The 16,953-nt window shown below is 74.3% G+C and carries 15 protein-coding genes and 1 pseudogene; 10 read left to right on the top strand and 6 right to left on the bottom strand.

The window, feature by feature from the left end:
* Window positions 1-24: 24 nt before the first annotated feature.
* Window positions 25-1,500, top strand: a complete 1,476-nt coding sequence (locus ACH4UK_RS02540) for an MFS transporter (protein WP_398354238.1) — start codon at window positions 25-27, stop codon at window positions 1,498-1,500.
* A gap of 60 nt (window positions 1,501-1,560) precedes the next feature.
* On the opposite strand, the pseudogene ACH4UK_RS02535 reads toward ACH4UK_RS02540, so the two are convergent.
* Window positions 1,561-1,986, bottom strand: a pseudogene (locus ACH4UK_RS02535) (response regulator); the annotation flags it as partial.
* Between the two features lie 220 nt (window positions 1,987-2,206).
* On the opposite strand from ACH4UK_RS02535, the gene ACH4UK_RS02530 reads away from it, so the two are divergent.
* The 3 genes from ACH4UK_RS02530 to ACH4UK_RS02520 are packed head-to-tail and all read left to right on the top strand — an operon-like array spanning window position 2,207 to window position 5,180.
* On the top strand, window positions 2,207-3,061 hold the full coding sequence (locus ACH4UK_RS02530) for a MaoC/PaaZ C-terminal domain-containing protein (RefSeq protein WP_398354237.1): 855 nt from the start codon (window positions 2,207-2,209) through the stop codon (window positions 3,059-3,061).
* A 59-nt stretch (window positions 3,062-3,120) separates the two neighbouring features.
* Entirely contained in the window at window positions 3,121-4,197 is a 1,077-nt protein-coding gene (locus tag ACH4UK_RS02525; protein WP_398354236.1) for a Zn-dependent alcohol dehydrogenase, read from the top strand.
* A gap of 35 nt (window positions 4,198-4,232) precedes the next feature.
* A complete protein-coding gene (locus tag ACH4UK_RS02520) occupies window positions 4,233-5,180 on the top strand; it encodes a 3-oxoacyl-ACP reductase (protein ID WP_398354235.1) in 948 nt (315 codons plus the stop codon).
* 386 nt (window positions 5,181-5,566) lie between these two features.
* On the opposite strand, the gene ACH4UK_RS02515 is transcribed toward ACH4UK_RS02520, so the two are convergent.
* A complete protein-coding gene (locus ACH4UK_RS02515) occupies window positions 5,567-6,910 on the bottom strand; it encodes a hypothetical protein (protein ID WP_398354234.1) in 1,344 nt (447 codons plus the stop codon).
* Between the two features lie 211 nt (window positions 6,911-7,121).
* Between ACH4UK_RS02515 and ACH4UK_RS02510 the strand changes: the two genes are divergently transcribed.
* From ACH4UK_RS02510 to ACH4UK_RS02490, 5 genes are all read left to right on the top strand, one after another.
* Window positions 7,122-8,156, top strand: a complete 1,035-nt coding sequence (locus ACH4UK_RS02510; protein ID WP_398354233.1) for an ABC transporter substrate-binding protein — start codon at window positions 7,122-7,124, stop codon at window positions 8,154-8,156.
* Window positions 8,157-8,280: 124 nt separating this feature from the next.
* Window positions 8,281-9,117, top strand: coding sequence for a Nif3-like dinuclear metal center hexameric protein (locus ACH4UK_RS02505; RefSeq protein ID WP_398354232.1), 837 nt, complete (start codon window positions 8,281-8,283; stop codon window positions 9,115-9,117).
* The gene (locus ACH4UK_RS02500) at window positions 9,114-9,857 is read left to right on the top strand and encodes a zinc ribbon domain-containing protein (protein ID WP_398354921.1); all 744 of its coding nucleotides are present in this window, start codon (window positions 9,114-9,116) and stop codon (window positions 9,855-9,857) included. The genes ACH4UK_RS02505 and ACH4UK_RS02500 overlap by 4 nt, the downstream gene beginning before the upstream one ends.
* The gene (locus ACH4UK_RS02495; RefSeq protein ID WP_398354231.1) at window positions 9,857-11,143 is read left to right on the top strand and encodes a bifunctional RNase H/acid phosphatase; all 1,287 of its coding nucleotides are present in this window, start codon (window positions 9,857-9,859) and stop codon (window positions 11,141-11,143) included. The genes ACH4UK_RS02500 and ACH4UK_RS02495 overlap by 1 nt, the downstream gene beginning before the upstream one ends.
* 16 nt (window positions 11,144-11,159) lie before the next feature.
* On the top strand, window positions 11,160-11,945 hold the full coding sequence (locus tag ACH4UK_RS02490) for a TSUP family transporter (protein ID WP_398354230.1): 786 nt from the start codon (window positions 11,160-11,162) through the stop codon (window positions 11,943-11,945).
* Window positions 11,946-11,964: 19 nt separating this feature from the next.
* Here the strand turns inward: ACH4UK_RS02490 and eda are convergent, their stop codons facing one another.
* Window positions 11,965-12,615 (bottom strand): bifunctional 4-hydroxy-2-oxoglutarate aldolase/2-dehydro-3-deoxy-phosphogluconate aldolase, encoded by a 651-nt coding sequence (gene eda, locus ACH4UK_RS02485; RefSeq protein ID WP_398354229.1) that lies wholly within the window; start codon window positions 12,613-12,615, stop codon window positions 11,965-11,967.
* 73 nt (window positions 12,616-12,688) lie between these two features.
* Window positions 12,689-13,489 (bottom strand): peroxide stress protein YaaA, encoded by an 801-nt coding sequence (gene yaaA / locus ACH4UK_RS02480; RefSeq protein ID WP_398354228.1) that lies wholly within the window; start codon window positions 13,487-13,489, stop codon window positions 12,689-12,691.
* A 193-nt stretch (window positions 13,490-13,682) separates the two neighbouring features.
* Between yaaA and ACH4UK_RS02475 the strand changes: the two genes are divergently transcribed.
* Entirely contained in the window at window positions 13,683-15,125 is a 1,443-nt protein-coding gene (locus tag ACH4UK_RS02475; RefSeq protein ID WP_398354227.1) for an RNB domain-containing ribonuclease, read from the top strand.
* On the opposite strand, the gene ACH4UK_RS02470 is transcribed toward ACH4UK_RS02475, so the two are convergent.
* On the bottom strand, window positions 15,076-16,086 hold the full coding sequence (locus tag ACH4UK_RS02470) for a hypothetical protein (protein WP_398354226.1): 1,011 nt from the start codon (window positions 16,084-16,086) through the stop codon (window positions 15,076-15,078). The genes ACH4UK_RS02475 and ACH4UK_RS02470 overlap by 50 nt on opposite strands.
* Window positions 16,083-16,829, bottom strand: coding sequence for a MerR family transcriptional regulator (locus tag ACH4UK_RS02465; protein ID WP_398354225.1), 747 nt, complete (start codon window positions 16,827-16,829; stop codon window positions 16,083-16,085). Before ACH4UK_RS02465 ends, ACH4UK_RS02470 begins: the two co-directional genes overlap by 4 nt.
* Window positions 16,830-16,953 lie beyond the last annotated feature (124 nt).

The following is a 16,953-nucleotide window of genomic DNA, read 5'->3' as shown; positions in this document are numbered from 1 at the left end:
ACGGTCCGCTCGCCGCCTGCGACCATGACCAGCATGCCTGACGTCTCCGCGCCCGTCTCCGCCCCGCCCGCCTCCTCCCGAATACGGCCCAGCACCTGGGCCGTCGTGCTCGCCGCCTGCACCGGCCAGTTCCTCGTCGTCCTCGACGTCTCCGTCGTCAACGTGGCGCTGCCCTCGATGCGGGCCGATCTGGGGCTGAGCGCCGGGGGCCTCCAGTGGGTCGTCAACGCCTACTCGATCGCGTTCGCCGGGTTCATGCTGCTGGGCGGGCGGGCCGCCGACATCTACGGGCGCAAGCTGATGTTCCTCGTCGGGCTCGGCGTCTTCACCGCCGCCTCCCTCGCGGGCGGCCTCGCCCAGGAGGGCTGGCAGCTCCTCGCGGCCCGCGCCGCACAGGGCCTCGGGGCCGCCGTCCTCGCCCCCGCCACCCTCACCATCCTCACCGCGGCCGTGCCCGAGGGCCCGGCCAGAACGAAGGCGATAGGCACCTGGATGGCGGTCGGGGCGGGCGGCGGCGCGGCCGGCGGGCTCATCGGCGGGGTCCTCACCGACGCCCTCTCCTGGCGCTGGGTCCTCCTGATCAACGTGCCCATCGGGGCCCTGGTCCTGGTCGCCGCCGCCCTGCGGATCACCGAGGGCCGTGCGGGCGACCGCCGCCGCATCGACCTGCTGGGCGCGGTTCTCGTCACCGCGGGCCTCGCCGCCGTCGCGTACGGCGTCGTCCAGACCGAGGCCGAGGGCTGGACGGCCGCCGAGACCCTCGTGCCGCTGCTCTCCGGAGTCGCGGTGCTGGCCGCCTTCGTGCTGGTCGAGGCGCGGACCGCCGTCCCGCTGATCCCGCTGCGGGTGTTCTCCGTACGGGCGGTGTCCTCGGCCAATGTGTCGATGCTGCTGATGGGGTCGGCGACCTTCTCCATGTGGTACTTCATGACCGTGTACGCCCAGAACGTCCTGGGCTACAGCCCGTTGCGGGCCGGTCTCGCGCTGATGCCGACCTCGGCCGCCGTCATCATCGGCTCCAAGCTGGCCCCCCGCCTCATGGTGCGCACGGGGGCGAAGAGCCTCGCCGTCGCCGGTGTCCTGATCACCGCCTCGGGCTTCGGCTGGCAGTCCACCATGGGCGTGGAGGGCTCCTACCTCACCGCGATCTGTCTGCCCGGCGTCCTGATGATGGCCGGGGCCGGACTCGCCTCCACCCCGCTCGCCACCCTCGCCACCTCCGGCGCGGACCCGGGCGACGCCGGACTCGTATCGGGTCTGGTCAACACCTCCCGCACGATGGGCGGTGCGCTGGGCCTCGCGGTGCTCTCCACCGTCGCCGCCGCGCGCACGGGGGGCTCCGGCGACGCGGCCGAGATCACCGCCGGATACGCGCTGGCCTTCCGCACGGCGAGCGGGGTGCTGCTGGCCGGGGTGATCGTGATGCTGCTCTGGCTGCCGAACCACCGCACGCCCCGCCCTCCGGCGGACCTCCCGGCCGAGGTCCCGGTCGAGCGGTGACCTCGGCCGGCCGGCCGACGGGGAGCGGGGGAGCGGTCAGGAAGCCGCCGGCGCGTCGGGGGCCGCCCCGGCGAACGCCGGGTCGATCACCGTCTCCCCGGTCAGGACCGCGCGCACGGCCCGTGCCAGGTCCTCCACCGGGCCGTCCTTGACCAGGAACCCCGCGGCGCCCGTCGCCAGCACCCGGCGTAGCCGGTCCGGCCCGCCGAACGTCGCCAGGATCAGCACCCGGCAGTCCGGCGCCTCCGCGCACAGCTCGGCGGCGGCCTCCAGCCCGCCGCGTCCGGGCAGTTCGATGTCGAGCAGCGCCACGTCCGGGCGGGACGTCAGAGCCGCCGCCAGCACCCCGTCCCCGGTCCCCACCTGAGCGACCACCGCGAAGTCCGGTTCCATCCCGAGCCGTATCGCCAGCGCGCCGCGCGCCGCCTCCCCGTTCTCGGCCAGCAGGACACGGACGGACCTCGTGGGCCGGTGCTCCCGGGGCATCTCGTTCACCGGCCCAGGCTATGCGGCCGCCGCCCGATCCCCTGGATCTGACACGGCGTCAGCACTCTTCCCAACTTCCGGGGGCTGCGTTATACATGGGCCATCGGCTAGAACGCGTTCTAGAAGGGGCGTGCCCTGCCGGTCACCGCACGACCTCGGTGCGGCCGACGGTGCGGACGGCCGCGCCGAGGTCTTCCCACCATCAAGGAGCAGCTCCGTCATGCCCATTGACGCCCCAGCAGCCCTCGCCGCCGAACCCCGCCGAGCCGAGATCGGCTGGGACCACAAGGACGTCCAGCTCTACCACCTCGGCCTCGGCGCGGGCACGCCCGCCACCGACCCCGACGAACTGCGCTACACCCTGGAGTCCCGGCTCCAGGTGCTCCCGAGCTTCGCCACCGTCGCGGGCGCGGGAACGGCGGCCTTCGGCGGCATGGGGGCGCAGGGCATCGACGTGGACCTCGCCGCGGTCCTGCACGGCGGGCAGACCGTGCGCGTCCACCGACCGATCCCGGTGGCCGGCCGGGCCGTGCAGACCTCGAAGGTCGCGGCGGTGTACGACAAGGGCAAGGCGGCCGTCATCGTGCTGCGTACCGAGGCGGGCGACGACGACGGGCCGCTGTGGACCAACGACGCCCAGATCTTCGTACGCGGGGAGGGCGGCTTCGGCGGCGAGCGCGGCCCCTCCGACCGGCTCGCCCCGCCGGAGCGGGCCCCCGACCGGACCGTCGAGCGGCCCATCCGTGCGGACCAGGCGCTGCTCTACCGCCTCTCGGGGGACTGGAACCCGCTCCACGCCGACCCCGCCTTCGCCGAGCTGGCCGGCTTCGACCGGCCGATCCTGCACGGGCTGTGCACGTACGGCATGACGCTGAAGGCCGTCGCCGACACCCTGCTGGACGGCGACGTCTCCCGCATCACCGCCTACCGCACCCGCTTCGCCGGAGTGGTCTTCCCCGGCGAGACCCTCCGCATCCGGATGTGGGCCGGGGACGGCCGCGTCCAGGTGACGGTCACCGCCGCCGAGCGGGACGACGCGCCGGTGCTCGCCGACACGCTCGTCGAACACTCCTGAACGCACCACGAACCGATCGAAGAGGGCGAATCCGCCGCGAATCCGAGGGGAGCCGCACCATGCGCGCAGCCGTACTGCACGAGATAGGCCAGGAGAAGCTCGAAGTCCTCGACGACGTCGAGGCGGTGGGCTTCGGCCCCGGAAAGGTCAAGCTCCGCATCCGGGCCACCGGACTCTGCCACTCCGACGTCTCCGCGATGAGCGGCGTCCTGCCGCAGCCCGCCCCCTTCATCCCCGGCCACGAAGGCGCGGGCGAGGTCGTCGACATCGGTGACGGGGTGACCGGACTGAGCGCCGGAGACCGGGTCCTGGTCTGCTGGCTGCCCGCCTGCGGGGCCTGTCCGTCCTGCAAGCGCGGCCAGACCCAGCTGTGCCTTGCGGGCTTCATGAACGCGGGCACCCCCAACTTCAAGCGCCCCGGCGGCGACGTCTTCGGCTTCGCCGGCACCGGCACCTTCACCGAGGAGGTCGTCGTCGGCGCGGGCTGCGCGGTGCCGATCCCCGACGACGTGCCGTTCGAGATCGCCGCCCTGATCGGCTGCGGGGTCACCACCGGCCTCGGCGCGGCCATCAACACGGCGAAGGTGGAGGCGGGTTCGTCGGTCGCGGTGATCGGCTGCGGCGGCGTCGGCATCTCCACGATCCAGGGCGCCCGGGTCCAGGGCGCTGCCCAGATCGTCGCCGTCGACCCGGTCGCCTCCCGCCGCGAGGCCGCCCTGCGCTTCGGCGCCACCGAGGCCGTCGCCCCCGACGGGCTGGCCGACGCCAAGCAGCGGATCACCGGCGGCGAGGGCTTCGACTACGTCTTCGAGGTCGTCGGCAAGTCCGCCACCGCCCGCACCGCCTACGAGAACACCCGCCGCGGCGGCACCCTGTGCGTCGTCGGCGCCGGGGCGATGGACGACAACTTCCAGGTCAACATGTTCGAGCTGTTCTTCGACGAGAAGCGCATCCTGCCCTCCATGTACGGCGGCGGGGACGTCCTGCGCTCCTACGAACGGGCCATCGCGCTCTGGCGGGCCGGCCGCATCGACCTGGAGTCGATGATCACCCACCGGGTCCGGCTGGACGGGGTCAACGACGCCCTGGACCAGATGCGCACGGGTGAGTCGCTGCGGACCTGCATCGAGCTCTGAACCCCGGCACCCGACCACCGACGCTGAGGAATCCGATGTCACTTCCCCTCCCGCTGGACGGACTGTCCGCGATCGTCACCGGCGCGGGCCGCGGCCTCGGCCGGGCCGAGGCCCTCGAACTGGCCCGTCTCGGCGCGGCCGTCGTCGTCAACGACTACGGGCAGCCGGGCCGCGACGGCTCCGGCGAGGCGTCCGCCGCCCCCGCCGAGGAGGTCGCCGCCGAGATCCGGGCGGCCGGCGGCCGGGCCGTCGCCCACCTCGGCGACGTCTCCGACCACGAACAGGCCCGTGCCCTGGTGGAGTTGGCCGTCAGCACCTATGGCCGGCTCGACATCCTGGTCAACAACGCGGGCATCCTCCGCGACCGGATGGTCTTCTCGATGACCGAGGAGGAATGGGACTCGGTCATCCGCGTCCACCTCAAGGGCCACTTCAACACCACGCACTTCGCCGCCGCCCACTGGCGCGCCCGCTCCAAGGAGACCGGCGGTCCGGTCTACGGGCGGATCGTCAACACCTCATCGGAGGCGTTCCTCGCGGGCTCGGCGGGGCAGCCCAACTACGCGGCGGCCAAGGGCGGCATCGTCGGTCTCACCACCTCCACCGCGCTCGCCCTCGCCAGGTACGGCGTCACCGTCAACGCCATCTGCCCGCGCGCCCGGACCCGGATGACCGAGGACGTCTTCGCCGGCTTCCAGGAGCCGGCGGACGGGACGCTGGACCCGCTGGCCCCCGAGCATGTCTCCCCGCTCGTCGGCTACCTCGCCTCACCGGCGGCGGCCGGGGTCAACGGGCAGCTGCTCGTCGTCCACGGAGGGATGGTCGCCGTCGTCGAACGGCCCCGGGTGGCAGCCCGGTTCGACGCGACGAAGGAGACGTTCACCTTCGCCGAACTGGACGAGCTGCTGAGCCCGTACTACGCGGACCGGCCCCCGAACGAGACCTTCGCTGCCGCCGAGGTCCTCGGGCTGAAGCGCCGGTAGCGGGGGAGGGCCCGGACCGGCTGTCCGCCGGTCCGGGCCCTCCGTCGTGCTGTCGTGCACCTGCTGCGCGGCTCAGGCCGCCCTGGATTCCGCCTCGGCGGGCCGGCGGTGGCGACCGTGCGGCTGCACCGACGTGTTCTCCGCCGAGGCACCCCCTCGGTGCTTTCCGGAACCGCCGGTACCGGCTCCCTCGTCCGCCCCCGTCGGGCGCTGCTGGGTCGTGTCGGTTCGGGCTTCGGACATGTGGGAAGTCACCCCGTTGTGTTCGCTTACTTGTGTCGCACCTACGTGTCGCAAGCCTAGCCACCGCCGTCCGGCGCGGTCACCGTCGGTAACCGCCCGGTACGGCCACGTAGCCCCGGGCGCCGGGTTCAGATCGGTCGGGCTCAGCCGGATCGAGCTGCTCGGTGCAGTGGCGCCTGCCCCAACGGAACGGGCTTACACACAACAGGAGCGGTGACGGCGGCGGACGGTTCCGTTCCGCCCTCCCCGCCGCTCGCCGGGCCGCTCGCCGAGGAAGGTTCCCCGTCCCCCGGGGCTTCCAGCAGCGCCACACCGCAGGCTGTCGCCCCGTTCGCGTACGGAAGGCGCAGCACCCCGTCCCGGCTCCAGTAGCCGGCCCCCGGCGCCCAGCCCAGCGGGGCCGCGAACTGGTGCAGCCGCCGGCCCGCCGGCCGCCAGACCCCCACCCAGCTGCCCGCCGCCCCGTCGATCCGCAGCGCCACCGCACAGCTCTCCGGCATCAGCACCTGGCCCGGCTGCACCGCGAACGGCGTGACCGCCGCGTCCGTCAGGCGCAGGCACTCCGGGAACCTGACGGGCAGACAGCTCCCCAGCACCCCCCAGCCGAGCCGGTCGTGGCCCGGGGCGTCGGAGCGGAGCAGCAGCAGCCCGCTGTCGGCGTCCGCCAGCAGCAGCCGGTCGTCGCTCTCCGGCGCGATCTGGAGCAGCGCCGTCACCTCGGCCCCCCGCCCCAGGTCGACGGCGACCGCCTTCACCGGTCCGCCGCCCGGCTCCTGCCGGTCCAGCGCCAGCATCCGGCCCGCCCGGTCCAGCCACACCCCGCCCGAACAGCGCCCGGAGATCCGCGCGACCTCCTCGGGCCCGAACGCTCCGCCCGCCACCAGCCAGAGCGACGACGCGTGCTCCCCGGCCGACAGGGCGTACACGCTGCGGCCGTCCGGCGAGGGCGGCAGCAGCGTCATCGTCGCGCACTCGACCGCGCCCAGCAGGAGTTCACCGGTGCCGGGGCCGGTCGGGTAGAGCAGCGAGAACATCTGCCGGTCCGCCACCTGCCGCCGGATCAGCACCCGTCCGTCCGAGAGCGGCGCCACCTCGGCGTCCGGCTCCTCGGGCTGGTCGAGAGGGAGGGGCACCGCGTACGGCTCGGGCCCGTCCAGCGTCCACCGCTCCGGATACCAGGCGCGTTCCCCCGGCGGCCCGGGAGCCACCGTGAGCCGGGCGGCATAGGCCCCGTCCGCGGTCAGTGTGAAGCGGCCGGGAGCGGTCGCCCCGGCGGCGGACGTCTCCGGTCCGCTCGCGGTGGGCGACGCCTCCGCTTTCTCGTCCGGTTCGGTTCCGGGCAGGCCGGAGGCATCAGCCTCGGTGAGTTCACCGGGTTCACCGGGTTCGCCGAACGCTTCCGGGTCGGGTTCCGTTTCGGGTTCCACTTCGGGTTCCGCCGTCGTGGCGGCCCCGGCGGATCCGCCCTCGATGGCACAGGCAGTCATGGACTCGTCACCTCCGGCTACGAAAGCTAGTTTTCGCACTTCCAGCCGAACAACACGAGCCACCTCACTTCACACATAAGGGTGGCGATGCCCGGATTCTCCTGAGGTGGAGGGGGTGGGTGTGCTGTCGAAGGTGACCGTGTCTATGGTTAGGCGACCCTAACCACGAACGCGTGCTCCCCTGCACGTACGCGGACAACTGGAGCACGTGATGTCCCTTCGACCCCGCGGTACCGCCGCAGTCGCCCTGGCCGTGGCGGCCGCCCTCTCCCTCTCGGCCTGCGGGGGCGGGGACGCCGACGCGGCGAAGTCCGACGCGGGCGGCGACCGGAAGGCCGCCGTCGCCACGGGCGGCAAGGACTTCGCGGACGCGGCGAAGAAGACGGCGGCGTACGGCACGGACGCCGAGGCCGGCGCGTTCCCCCGCACGGTCACCCACGCGATGGGGAAGACCGTGATCGAGGCCGCTCCCAAGCGCGTGGTGGTGCTGGACGTCGGCGAGTTCGACAACGTCGTCTCGCTGGGCCTGAAGCCGGTCGGCTACGCCCCCAGCGAGGGCGACGCGGCCATCCCCTCGTACCTGAAGAAGGACGCGGGCGAGCCCAAGAGCGTCGGCACGATCAACAGCCTCAACCTCGAGGCCATCGCGGGCCTCCAGCCCGACCTGATCCTCGGCAGCCAGCTCCGCGCCGCGGACAAGTACGACGAGCTGTCCAAGATCGCCCCCACCGTGTTCTCCATCCGGCCGGGCTTCACCTGGAAGGAGAACTACCTCCTCAACGCCCAGGCGCTGGACCGCACCGAGCAGGCCGAGACCGCACTCGCGGCGTACAAGGAGAAGGCCGGGAAGCTCGGCGAGGACATCGGCCCCGACAAGCCGACCGTCTCGATGGTCCGCTACATGCCCGACCGCCTCCGGCTCTACGCCAAGGCCTCGTTCATCGGCACGATCCTTCAGGACGTCGGCCTGCCGCGTCCGAAGAACCAGCAGATCGACGACCTGGCCGCCGAGATCAGCCCGGAGAAGATCGACGAGGCGGACGCCGACTGGATCTTCACCGGCGTCTACGGCGACGCGAAGGCCACCCAGCGCGACACCGCCCGCGCCAACCCGCTGTGGAAGAACCTGAAGGCCGTCAAGGAGGGCCGGGCCAAGGACGTCTCCGACGAGACCTGGTACCTGGGCCTCGGCGTGACCTCGGCCGGACTGGTCCTCGACGACCTCCGCGCGGACCTGGTGAAGTAGGACGACCTCCGCGCGGACCTGGTGAAGTAGTCAGAAGTAACGATTCGTGCCGGGCCGCCGGTCCGGGCCCTCCGGTCCGGCGGTCAGGGGCGGTGGGCCACGCCGGACAGGTAGCCTTTCCCCCGTGCCCCGTCTGTCTGAAGTCACCGCCGCCCTCGACGCCCTCTGGCCCCCCGAGCGGGCCGAGGGATGGGACGCGGTCGGGACGGTCTGCGGCGACCCGGACGCGGAGATCGACCGGGTGCTCTTCGCCGTCGACCCGGTCCGCGAGATCGCCGACGAGGCCCTGGAGCTCGGCGCCCGGCTGATCGTCACCCACCACCCGCTCTATCTGCGCGGGACGACGACGGTCGCCGCCGACACCTTCAAGGGCCGGGTCGTCCACACCCTCATCAAGCACGACATCGCGCTCCATGTCGCGCACACCAACGCCGACACCGCGGACCCCGGCGTCTCCGACGCCCTGGCCGGCGCCCTCGACCTGCGGATCACCGGTCCTCTCGTGCCGGACCCCACCGACCCCGAGGGCCGCCGCGGCCTCGGCCGGATCTGCGAGCTGGACCACCCCGAGACGCTGGCCGACTTCGCCGCACGGGCCGCCGCCCGGCTCCCCGCCACCGCGCAGGGCATCCGTCTCGCCGGCGACCCGGAGGCGCTCGTGCGCACCGTCGCCGTCAGCGGAGGCTCCGGCGACAGCCTCTTCGACGCCGTGCGCGCCGCGGGCGTCGACGCCTTCCTCACCGCCGACCTGCGCCACCACCCGGCGTCCGAGGCCGTGCAGCACTCGCCGCTCGGCCTCGTCGACGCCGCGCACTGGGCCACCGAATGGCCCTGGTGCGAGCAGGCGGCCGCCCAGCTCGACGCGCTTTCCGACCGCCACGGATGGGGCCTGCGGGTCCATGTCTCGAAGCAGGTCACCGACCCCTGGACCACCCACCATTCCTCTGGAGCCCCCAACTGAACGCCGCGCCCGCCGACCAGATCCGACTTCTCGACGTCCAGGCCCTCGACCTCCGTCTCGCCCAGCTCTCCCACAAGCGCACCTCGCTGCCGGAGCACGCCGAGATCGAGCAGCTCAGCAGCGACCTCGCCCAGCTGCGTGACCTGCTGGTCGCCTCCACCACCGAGGAGAGCGACACCACCCGCGAGCAGACCAAGGCCGAGCAGGACGTCGACCAGGTGCGCCAGCGCGCCGTCCGCGACCAGCAGCGCCTGGACTCCGGCGCGGTCTCCTCACCCAAGGACCTGGAGAGCCTCCAGCGCGAGATCGTCTCGCTCGCCAAGCGGCAGGCCGACCTGGAGGACGTCGTCCTGGAGATCATGGAGCGCCGCGAGGGCGCCCAGGAGCGGGTCGCCGAGCTGACCGAGCGGGTCTCCGCCGTCCAGGCCAAGGTCGACGACGCCACCGCCCGCCGCGACGCCGCGACCGCCGGGCTGGACGCCGAGGCCGCCACGGTGACCAAGGACCGCCAGGTCGTCGCCGAGGTCATCCCCGCCGACCTGATCAAGCTCTACGACAAGCTCCGCGCCCAGCAGGGCGGGGTCGGCGCCGCCCGGCTCTACCAGCGCCGCTGCGAGGGCTGCCGGCTCGAGCTGAACATGGCCGAGGTCGGCGACGTGCGGGCCGCGGCCCCCGACACCGTCCTGCGCTGCGAGAACTGCCACCGGATCCTGATCCGTACCTCGGAGTCGGGCCTGTAATGAGCGCCGCGCGCCAGGTCCTGGTCGAGGCCGACGGCGGCTCCCGGGGCAACCCGGGGCCCGCCGGTTACGGCGCGGTCGTCATCGACCCGGCCACCGGCGAGCCCCTCGCCGAGGCCGCCGAGTACATCGGCGTCGCCACGAACAACGTCGCCGAGTACCGGGGCCTGATCGCCGGTCTGACGGCCGCCAAGGCGCTGTTCCCGGACGCGGGGGAGGCGCTGCGGGTCCACGTCCGGATGGACTCCAAGCTGGTCGTCGAGCAGATGTCGGGGCGCTGGAAGATCAAGCACCCCGACATGAAGCCGCTGGCGGCCCGCGCCGCCGCGATCCTGCCGCCGTCCTCCGTGACGTACGAGTGGATCCCGCGCGCACAGAACAAGCACGCGGACCGGCTCGCCAACGAGGCGATGGACGCGGGCCGCGACGGCAGGCAGTGGGAGGCGTCCGCCTCGACGGCCGCCCTGGACGCCCCGGCCCGCGCCGCGAGCACGCCGCCGCCCGCCCAGGGCCCGCCCGGCGACCAGGTCGCGGGTGCCGCGAAGGCCCGTGCGGCCCTGGCGGCCGCACGCGGCGCGGCCACCCCGGCGGCCGACACGCTCTTTCCCGTGCCGGAGACCGCCGGAACCCCGCAGACCGGCTGGGGTTCGGCCCCCGACCTGGGCGCTCCCACCACCCTCGTCCTGCTCCGGCACGGCGAGACCGCCCTCACGCCCGAGAAGCGCTTCTCCGGCAGCGGCGGCACCGACCCCGAGCTCTCCGCCACCGGCCGGGGCCAGGCCGAACGGGCCGCCGAGCACTTCGCCGCCCTGGGCGCCGTCCAGGAGATCGTCAGCTCCCCGCTGCGCCGCTGTCGCCAGACGGCCGCCGCCGTCGCCGACCGCCTCGGCCTGGAGGTCCGGATCGACGAGGGTCTGCGCGAGACGGACTTCGGCGGGTGGGAGGGCCTGACCTTCGGGGAGGTACGGGAGCGGTACGGCGACGACCTCACCGCCTGGCTGGCCTCGCCGGACACCGAGCCGACCGGCGGCGGCGAGAGCTTCGCGGAGGTCGCCGAGCGGGTCGCCGCCGCCCGGGACCGGATCGTCGCCCGGTACGCGGGCCGCACGGTCCTGCTCGTCACCCATGTGACCCCGATCAAGACGCTGGTCCGGCTCGCTCTGGGGGCCCCGCCCGAGGCGCTGTTCAGGATGGAGCTGTCGGCGGCCTCGATCTCCACGGTCGCCTATTACGGCGACGGCAACGCCTCCGTACGCCTGCTCAACGACACCTCCCACCTCCGCTAGCGGGAACGCGAGCCCCATGACCTGGTCGACGGGGCTGCTCGGGTTCGCCGCCGGGCTGCTGATCTCGGTGGCGACCGCGCCGGTGGGGGTCTCGGGCGCGGTGTTCCTGCTGCCGGTCCAGGTGAGCGTGCTCGGGGTGCCCAGCCCGGCCGTCACCCCCACCAACCTGCTCTACAACGTGGTGGCGGGCCCCGGGGCCCTGCTGCGGCATCACCGCGGCGGCGCCCTGCGCGGACCGCTGACCCGGCTGCTCGTCCTCGGCACCGTGCCCGGTGTCGTCGTCGGCGCGGTGATCCGGGTGTTCGCGGTGCCGGGCCCCTCGGTCTTCCGGCTGCTCATCGCCGTCCTGCTGCTGCCGCTGGGCAGCTGGCTCTGTCTGCGGACCCTGCGCCGCGCCTCCCGCGGGGCCCCCGCCCGGGAGCCCTCGCCCCGGGCCGTCACCCGGCTGGCCCTGGCGGTCGGCGTCGCCGGCGGGATCTACGGCATCGGCGGCGGCTCACTGCTCGGCCCGGTCCTCGTCGGGCGCGGCATGCCGGTCGCGAAGGTGGCCCCGGCCGCCCTGGCCGCCACGTTCGTGACCTCGGTCGTGGGCGCGGGGACGTACGCCCTGCTGTCCCTGACCACCACCGGCGACATCGCGCCCGACTGGTCGCTCGGCCTGGCCTGCGGACTCGGCGGGCTGTGCGGGGGCTACCTCGGCGCCCGCCTCCAGCCCCGCCTGCCGGAGACGGCCCTGCGGCTGCTGCTGGGGGTGCTGGCGCTGGGCGTCGGAGGGCTCTACGCCGTGCAGATCCTGCGCTGAGGGCGGGGCCTCCTGGCGACTACGCGGCGAGCGCCGCCGCCTCGGCCGCCAGGCGGGCCACCCGGTCCCAGTCCTTCGCCGCCACCGCGTCCCCCGGGACCATCCAGCTGCCGCCCACGCAGCCGACGTTGGGCAGGGCGAGGTACGACGGCGCGGAGGCGAGCGAGATGCCGCCGGTCGGGCAGAACCTGGCCTGGGGAAGCGGCGCGGACAGGGCCTTCAGATAGGCCGTGCCGCCCGCCGCCTCGGCCGGGAAGAACTTCATCTCGCTCACCCCGCGCTCCAGCAGGGCCACCACCTCGGAGGTCGTCGAGACACCGGGCAGGAACGGCACCCCGGACGCCTTCATCGCCTCCAGCAGCGCGTCCGTCCACCCCGGACTGACCAGGAAACGGGCCCCGGCGGCGACCGTGTCCCGGACGTGCTCGGGCGAGAGCACCGTGCCCGCGCCGACCACCGCGCCCGGGACCTCGGCGGCCATGGCCCGGATCGACTCCAGCGCGGCAGGGGTCCGCAGCGTCACCTCGATCGCCGGGAGCCCGCCCGCCACCAGCGCCCGCGCCAGCGGCACCGCGTCGGCCGTGTCGTGCAGGACGACGACGGGGACGACGGGGGCGAGATCCAGGACGGAGGCGTCGGGGGCGGCCGAGGGCGACGGGGAGGAGGTCATGGGGCCATCCTGCCGCGCGCATGGCGTTATGTGCAACGACCGTTGCAGCCTGCGCAACGGGCTGCGGTCTCCCTCAGTGGATCTCCGTCACCACCACGTCCAGCGACCACGGCCGCCCGGCCCGCGCGGGGGCCTCGGCCTCCACCACGTAACCGAGATCCCGCAGCGCCTCCACCAACTGCGCGGGGCCCTTCGGCCGGGCCCCGGCCAGCAGCAGGTCGCGCACCATCCGCCCCTTGGTCGCCTTGTTGAAGTGGCTCACCACGGACCGCTTCTCCACGCCGCCGACCAGCTGGGAGTGCAGCACCCGCACGCTCGCCGTGCGCGCGGCCACTTCGCCCTTCGGCTTCCACGCCGCCGTGTACGCGGAGGACCGCAGATCCAGGACGAGCCCGCCCCCCGCGGCCTCGGGCATCACCGCCTCCATCGGGGCGCGCCAGTACCCGCCGAGCGCGCCGAGACCGGGCAGCTTCACGCCCATCGAACAGCGGTACGGCGGAATCCGGTCGCCGATCCGGACCGCGCCCCACAGCCCGGAGAAGACCAGCAGCGAGGCCGTCGCCCGGCGCCGCGCGTCCGCCTCCAGCGAGGCCAGGTCGAGGGCGTCGTACAGCACACCGGTGTACAGCTCCCCGGCCGGACGGGTCCCGGCGGTGCGCAGCTCGGTGTTCTTGCCGACCTCGCCCCGCAGCCCCACGCTCAGGCCCAGCACCTCACGGGCCTTCTCCTCGTCCGCCTGGCACAGCTCGACCAGCTCGTCCAGCACGGCCGCACGGGCCGGGGCGAGCCCCGGCAGCGACAGCGACTCGGGCTTCAGGGACGCCCCGCGCCCCGAGGCGGCCTTTCCTTCGGAGGGCGGCAACAGCACGAGCACGGCGGTTCTCCTTCGTACGTACGGCGCAAGCGCGGACCCGGTCGGCGTGCGGGCCTTCCGGGTCCCCGGCAAGGGTACGGGGGCGGACCGGCGCACTTCGTACGGTGAACGCCCCGCGCCACCGGACGGCCCGGTCCACGCGGGCGGCGACGGCCCGGATGCCGCCCGCCGCCGCCCGGCCTACGCTCGGTCCATGCCCCGCCGCCATCTGCGTATGACCGGTGCAGCCGACTGCTCGCTCGGGGCCGCCCTGCGGGCGCTGCGCACCGAACTCGACCTGCCCGGCGCCTTCCCGCCCGAGGTGCTCGCGGAGGCGGAGGAGGCCGCCCGCGCCCCGGATCTGACGGCCCACGAGGACGCCACGGACCTGCCGTTCCTCACCATCGACCCGCCCGCCTCCACGGACCTCGACCAGGCGATGCACCTGGAACGCCGCCCGCACGGCTACCGGGTGCACTACGCCATCGCCGACGTCGCCGCGTATCTCCGGCCGGGCGGCGCACTCGACGCCGAGGCCCACCGCCGGGTCACCACCCTCTACTTCCCCGACGACCGGATCCCCCTGCACCCACCGGTCCTCTCCGAGGGCGCCGCCAGCCTCCTGCCCGGCGAGACCCGCCCGGCCGCGCTGTGGCGGATCGACCTGGACGGCGACGGGCGGGCTGTCGCCACCGACGTACGCCGGGCCCTGGTCCGCAGCCGGGCGAAGCTCGACTACGCGGGCGTCCAGCGGCAGATCGACGCGGGCACCGCCGAGGAGCCGCTCGCCCTGCTCCGGGACATCGGCCGGCTGCGCGAGGAACAGGAACGGGCCCGGGGCGGCATCTCGCTCGACGTCCCCGAGCAGGAGATCGTCCAACGGGACGGCTCCTACGGCCTCGCCTACCGCGCCCCGCTGCCCGCCGAGAGCTGGAACGCCCAGATCTCGCTGCTCACCGGCATGGCCGCGGCCCGCCTGATGGCCGAAGCGGGCACCGGCATCCTGCGCACCCTGCCGGTCGCCCCGGACGGGGCCGTCGCCCGGCTGCGGCGCTCCGCCCGCGCCCTGCGCGTCGACTGGCCGCACCACGTCCCGTACGCGGAGGTCGTCCGCTCCCTCGACCCGGAGAAGGGCAACCACGCGGCGTTCCTCCAGGAGTGCACCACCCTCCTGCGCGGCGCGGGCTACACCGCCTTCGACGACGGCGAACTCCCCGACCCCGCCGTGCACGCCGCGGTCGCCGACCTCTACACGCACTGCACCGCGCCGCTGCGCCGCCTCGTCGACCGGTACGCGTCCGAGCTCTGCCTCGCCGCGGCCGCCGGGCAGGAACCCCCTGCGTGGGTACGGGAGGCACTCCCCGCCCTGCCGAAGGAGATGGCCGAGGGGACGCGCCGCGCCAACACCGTGGAGCGGGCCTGCGTCGACCTGGTCGAGGCGGCGCTGCTGGAGGGACGGGTGGGCGAGCTCTTCGACGCGTACGTCGTCGACGTCGGGGACCGCGACCCGGCCGTCGGCACGGTTCACCTCCGGGACCCGGCGGTCGTCGGACGGGTCGAGGGCGGCACGGCCCCGCTGCCGCTGGGGGAGCGGCTGCGGGTCCGGCTCACCCGGGCAGGTCCGGCAGCGAAGACGGTGCTGTTCGCTCCGGCGTGATGCGCTCCGGCGTGACGGGCTCCGGCATGGTGCGCTCCGTCGTGGCGGGATCCGTCGTGACGCGATCCGGCGTGGCGGGCCTCGTCGTGATGCGCTCCGGTGTGAGAGGGACGGACGGTGTCCCCGCCTTCGCCAGCGCCGCGACCGCCGCCCGCGGGTCGTCCGCATGGAAGCGGAGCGTCCGGGCGCTCCCGCGTCGGCCGAGCGGCCGCACGAACACCACCGGCTCCGTCAGTTCCACGGTCACGGTCGTCTGGCTCCCCACCGCCAGATCGAGCGTCCCGTCCCCGTCCACCCGGACCAGCCCCCCGTCCGGGAAGCGCCGCTCGACCCGGGCGGCGGCGATGACGGCGGCGGGCACCCGGAGGTCGAACAGGGCGCCGTAGCGCAGCCGCAGCGAACCGTCCGCCTCCACCACATGGGGCCGGGTCACGCAGGCCGCGTGGATCGCGAGGACCAGCACCACGCCGTACACGTCCACCACGAGCAGGATCGCGTGGACCAGCGGCCAGGGGATCACCAGCGCCAGCACCACGGTCTCGACGACGGAGACGAAGAGGAACGCGTACATCATCCCGGTCTGCGGCCCGGTGTACCGCACGGGCAGCGCCCCCTCGGGAAGCCGGTGGCGGCGACGGACGACCCACAGCCCGAGGCTGTGCAGCGCCCGGAACTCGTGCACCACCAGCCGCCGCACGGCCACCGGCACCACGGCACGCACCGCGGACAGCGCGGCCTGCCGCCGTCCGTCGCCGGCCCGCCGCCGGGCCGCGTACCGCGGCCACATCACATACGCCTCCAGCGCGAGCACCCCCACGACCAGCGCCTCGGCCACCAGCAGTACGGCACCGGACATCCGGACCCCGGCCACCAGACAGACCGCCAGCGCGACCTCCGCGGCCAGTACCGCCCACACCGCGACCCGCGCCACCCGCAGGCCCACCGCCCTTCCGCCACTCACGCGTTCCTCCTCCGTACCCGTGCGGCCAGCGCCGCCATCAGCCGGCGCACCACCTCGCGCTGCGCGGGCGGGTAGTCGTCGAGCAGCACCCGCCCGAACCCCGTCGCCGACGGCTCTCCCTCGGGGATCACCTCAAGGACCTCGTCCGGTACGGCGGCGGCCAACTCGGCCGCCAGCGGCGCGATGCGCGGGTCGTCCACCCCCGCCCCGGCCAGCTCGTCGAGCCGCTCGTACAGGGCGACTACGCCCGGGTCCTCGGCCAGCGGCCGCAGTGCCGCGAACATCTCGGCCCCGACCCCGTCGCCCGCCGCGTCCAGCAACGCCAGATGCTCGCGGTCCTTCGCCGCGGCCGGGGAGGTGGTGGCGGGCGCCTGCTCCAGGAGCGCGGCGAGGGCGGGCGAGAGCGGCCCGTCCGGGGTGAGCGGCGCTTCCAGGAGCGCGGCCAGGACCTGCCGCCGCTCGTGGATCTCCCGCTCCTGCCGCGCCAGGTCGGCGTCCAGCTCGCCGAGCACCTCGGCCAGCTCCCGCCCCGCGTCGTCGGCGAGCACGTCCCGCACCTCGTCCAGGGAGAGCCCGAGCTCCGTCAGCCGCCGGATGCGGGCCAGCAGCACGGCGTCGCGGACGGTGTAGGCCCGGTAGCCGTTGGCCTGCCGGGCGGGCTCGGGCAGGAGGCCGATGTGGTGGTAGTGCCGGACGGCCCGGGAGGTGACTCCCACGAGCGCGGCGATCTCTCCGATACGCATGCGGCCAGTAGAAACCCTGACGCTGCGGCAAGGTCAAGCACCGTATTCCTTCTCCCGCTTCCGTCCACGCCGGGCGGGCCTGTGCCACGATCGGGGGAAGAACTCCGATCTCATGGACGGCTGG

The sequence above is a fragment of the Streptomyces sp. NPDC020884 genome, assembly GCF_044333935.1.
GTDB lineage: Bacteria > Actinomycetota > Actinomycetes > Streptomycetales > Streptomycetaceae > Streptomyces.
Note: the sequence above shows the minus strand (reverse complement) of the source record. Positions and strands in the feature narration are given on the sequence as shown.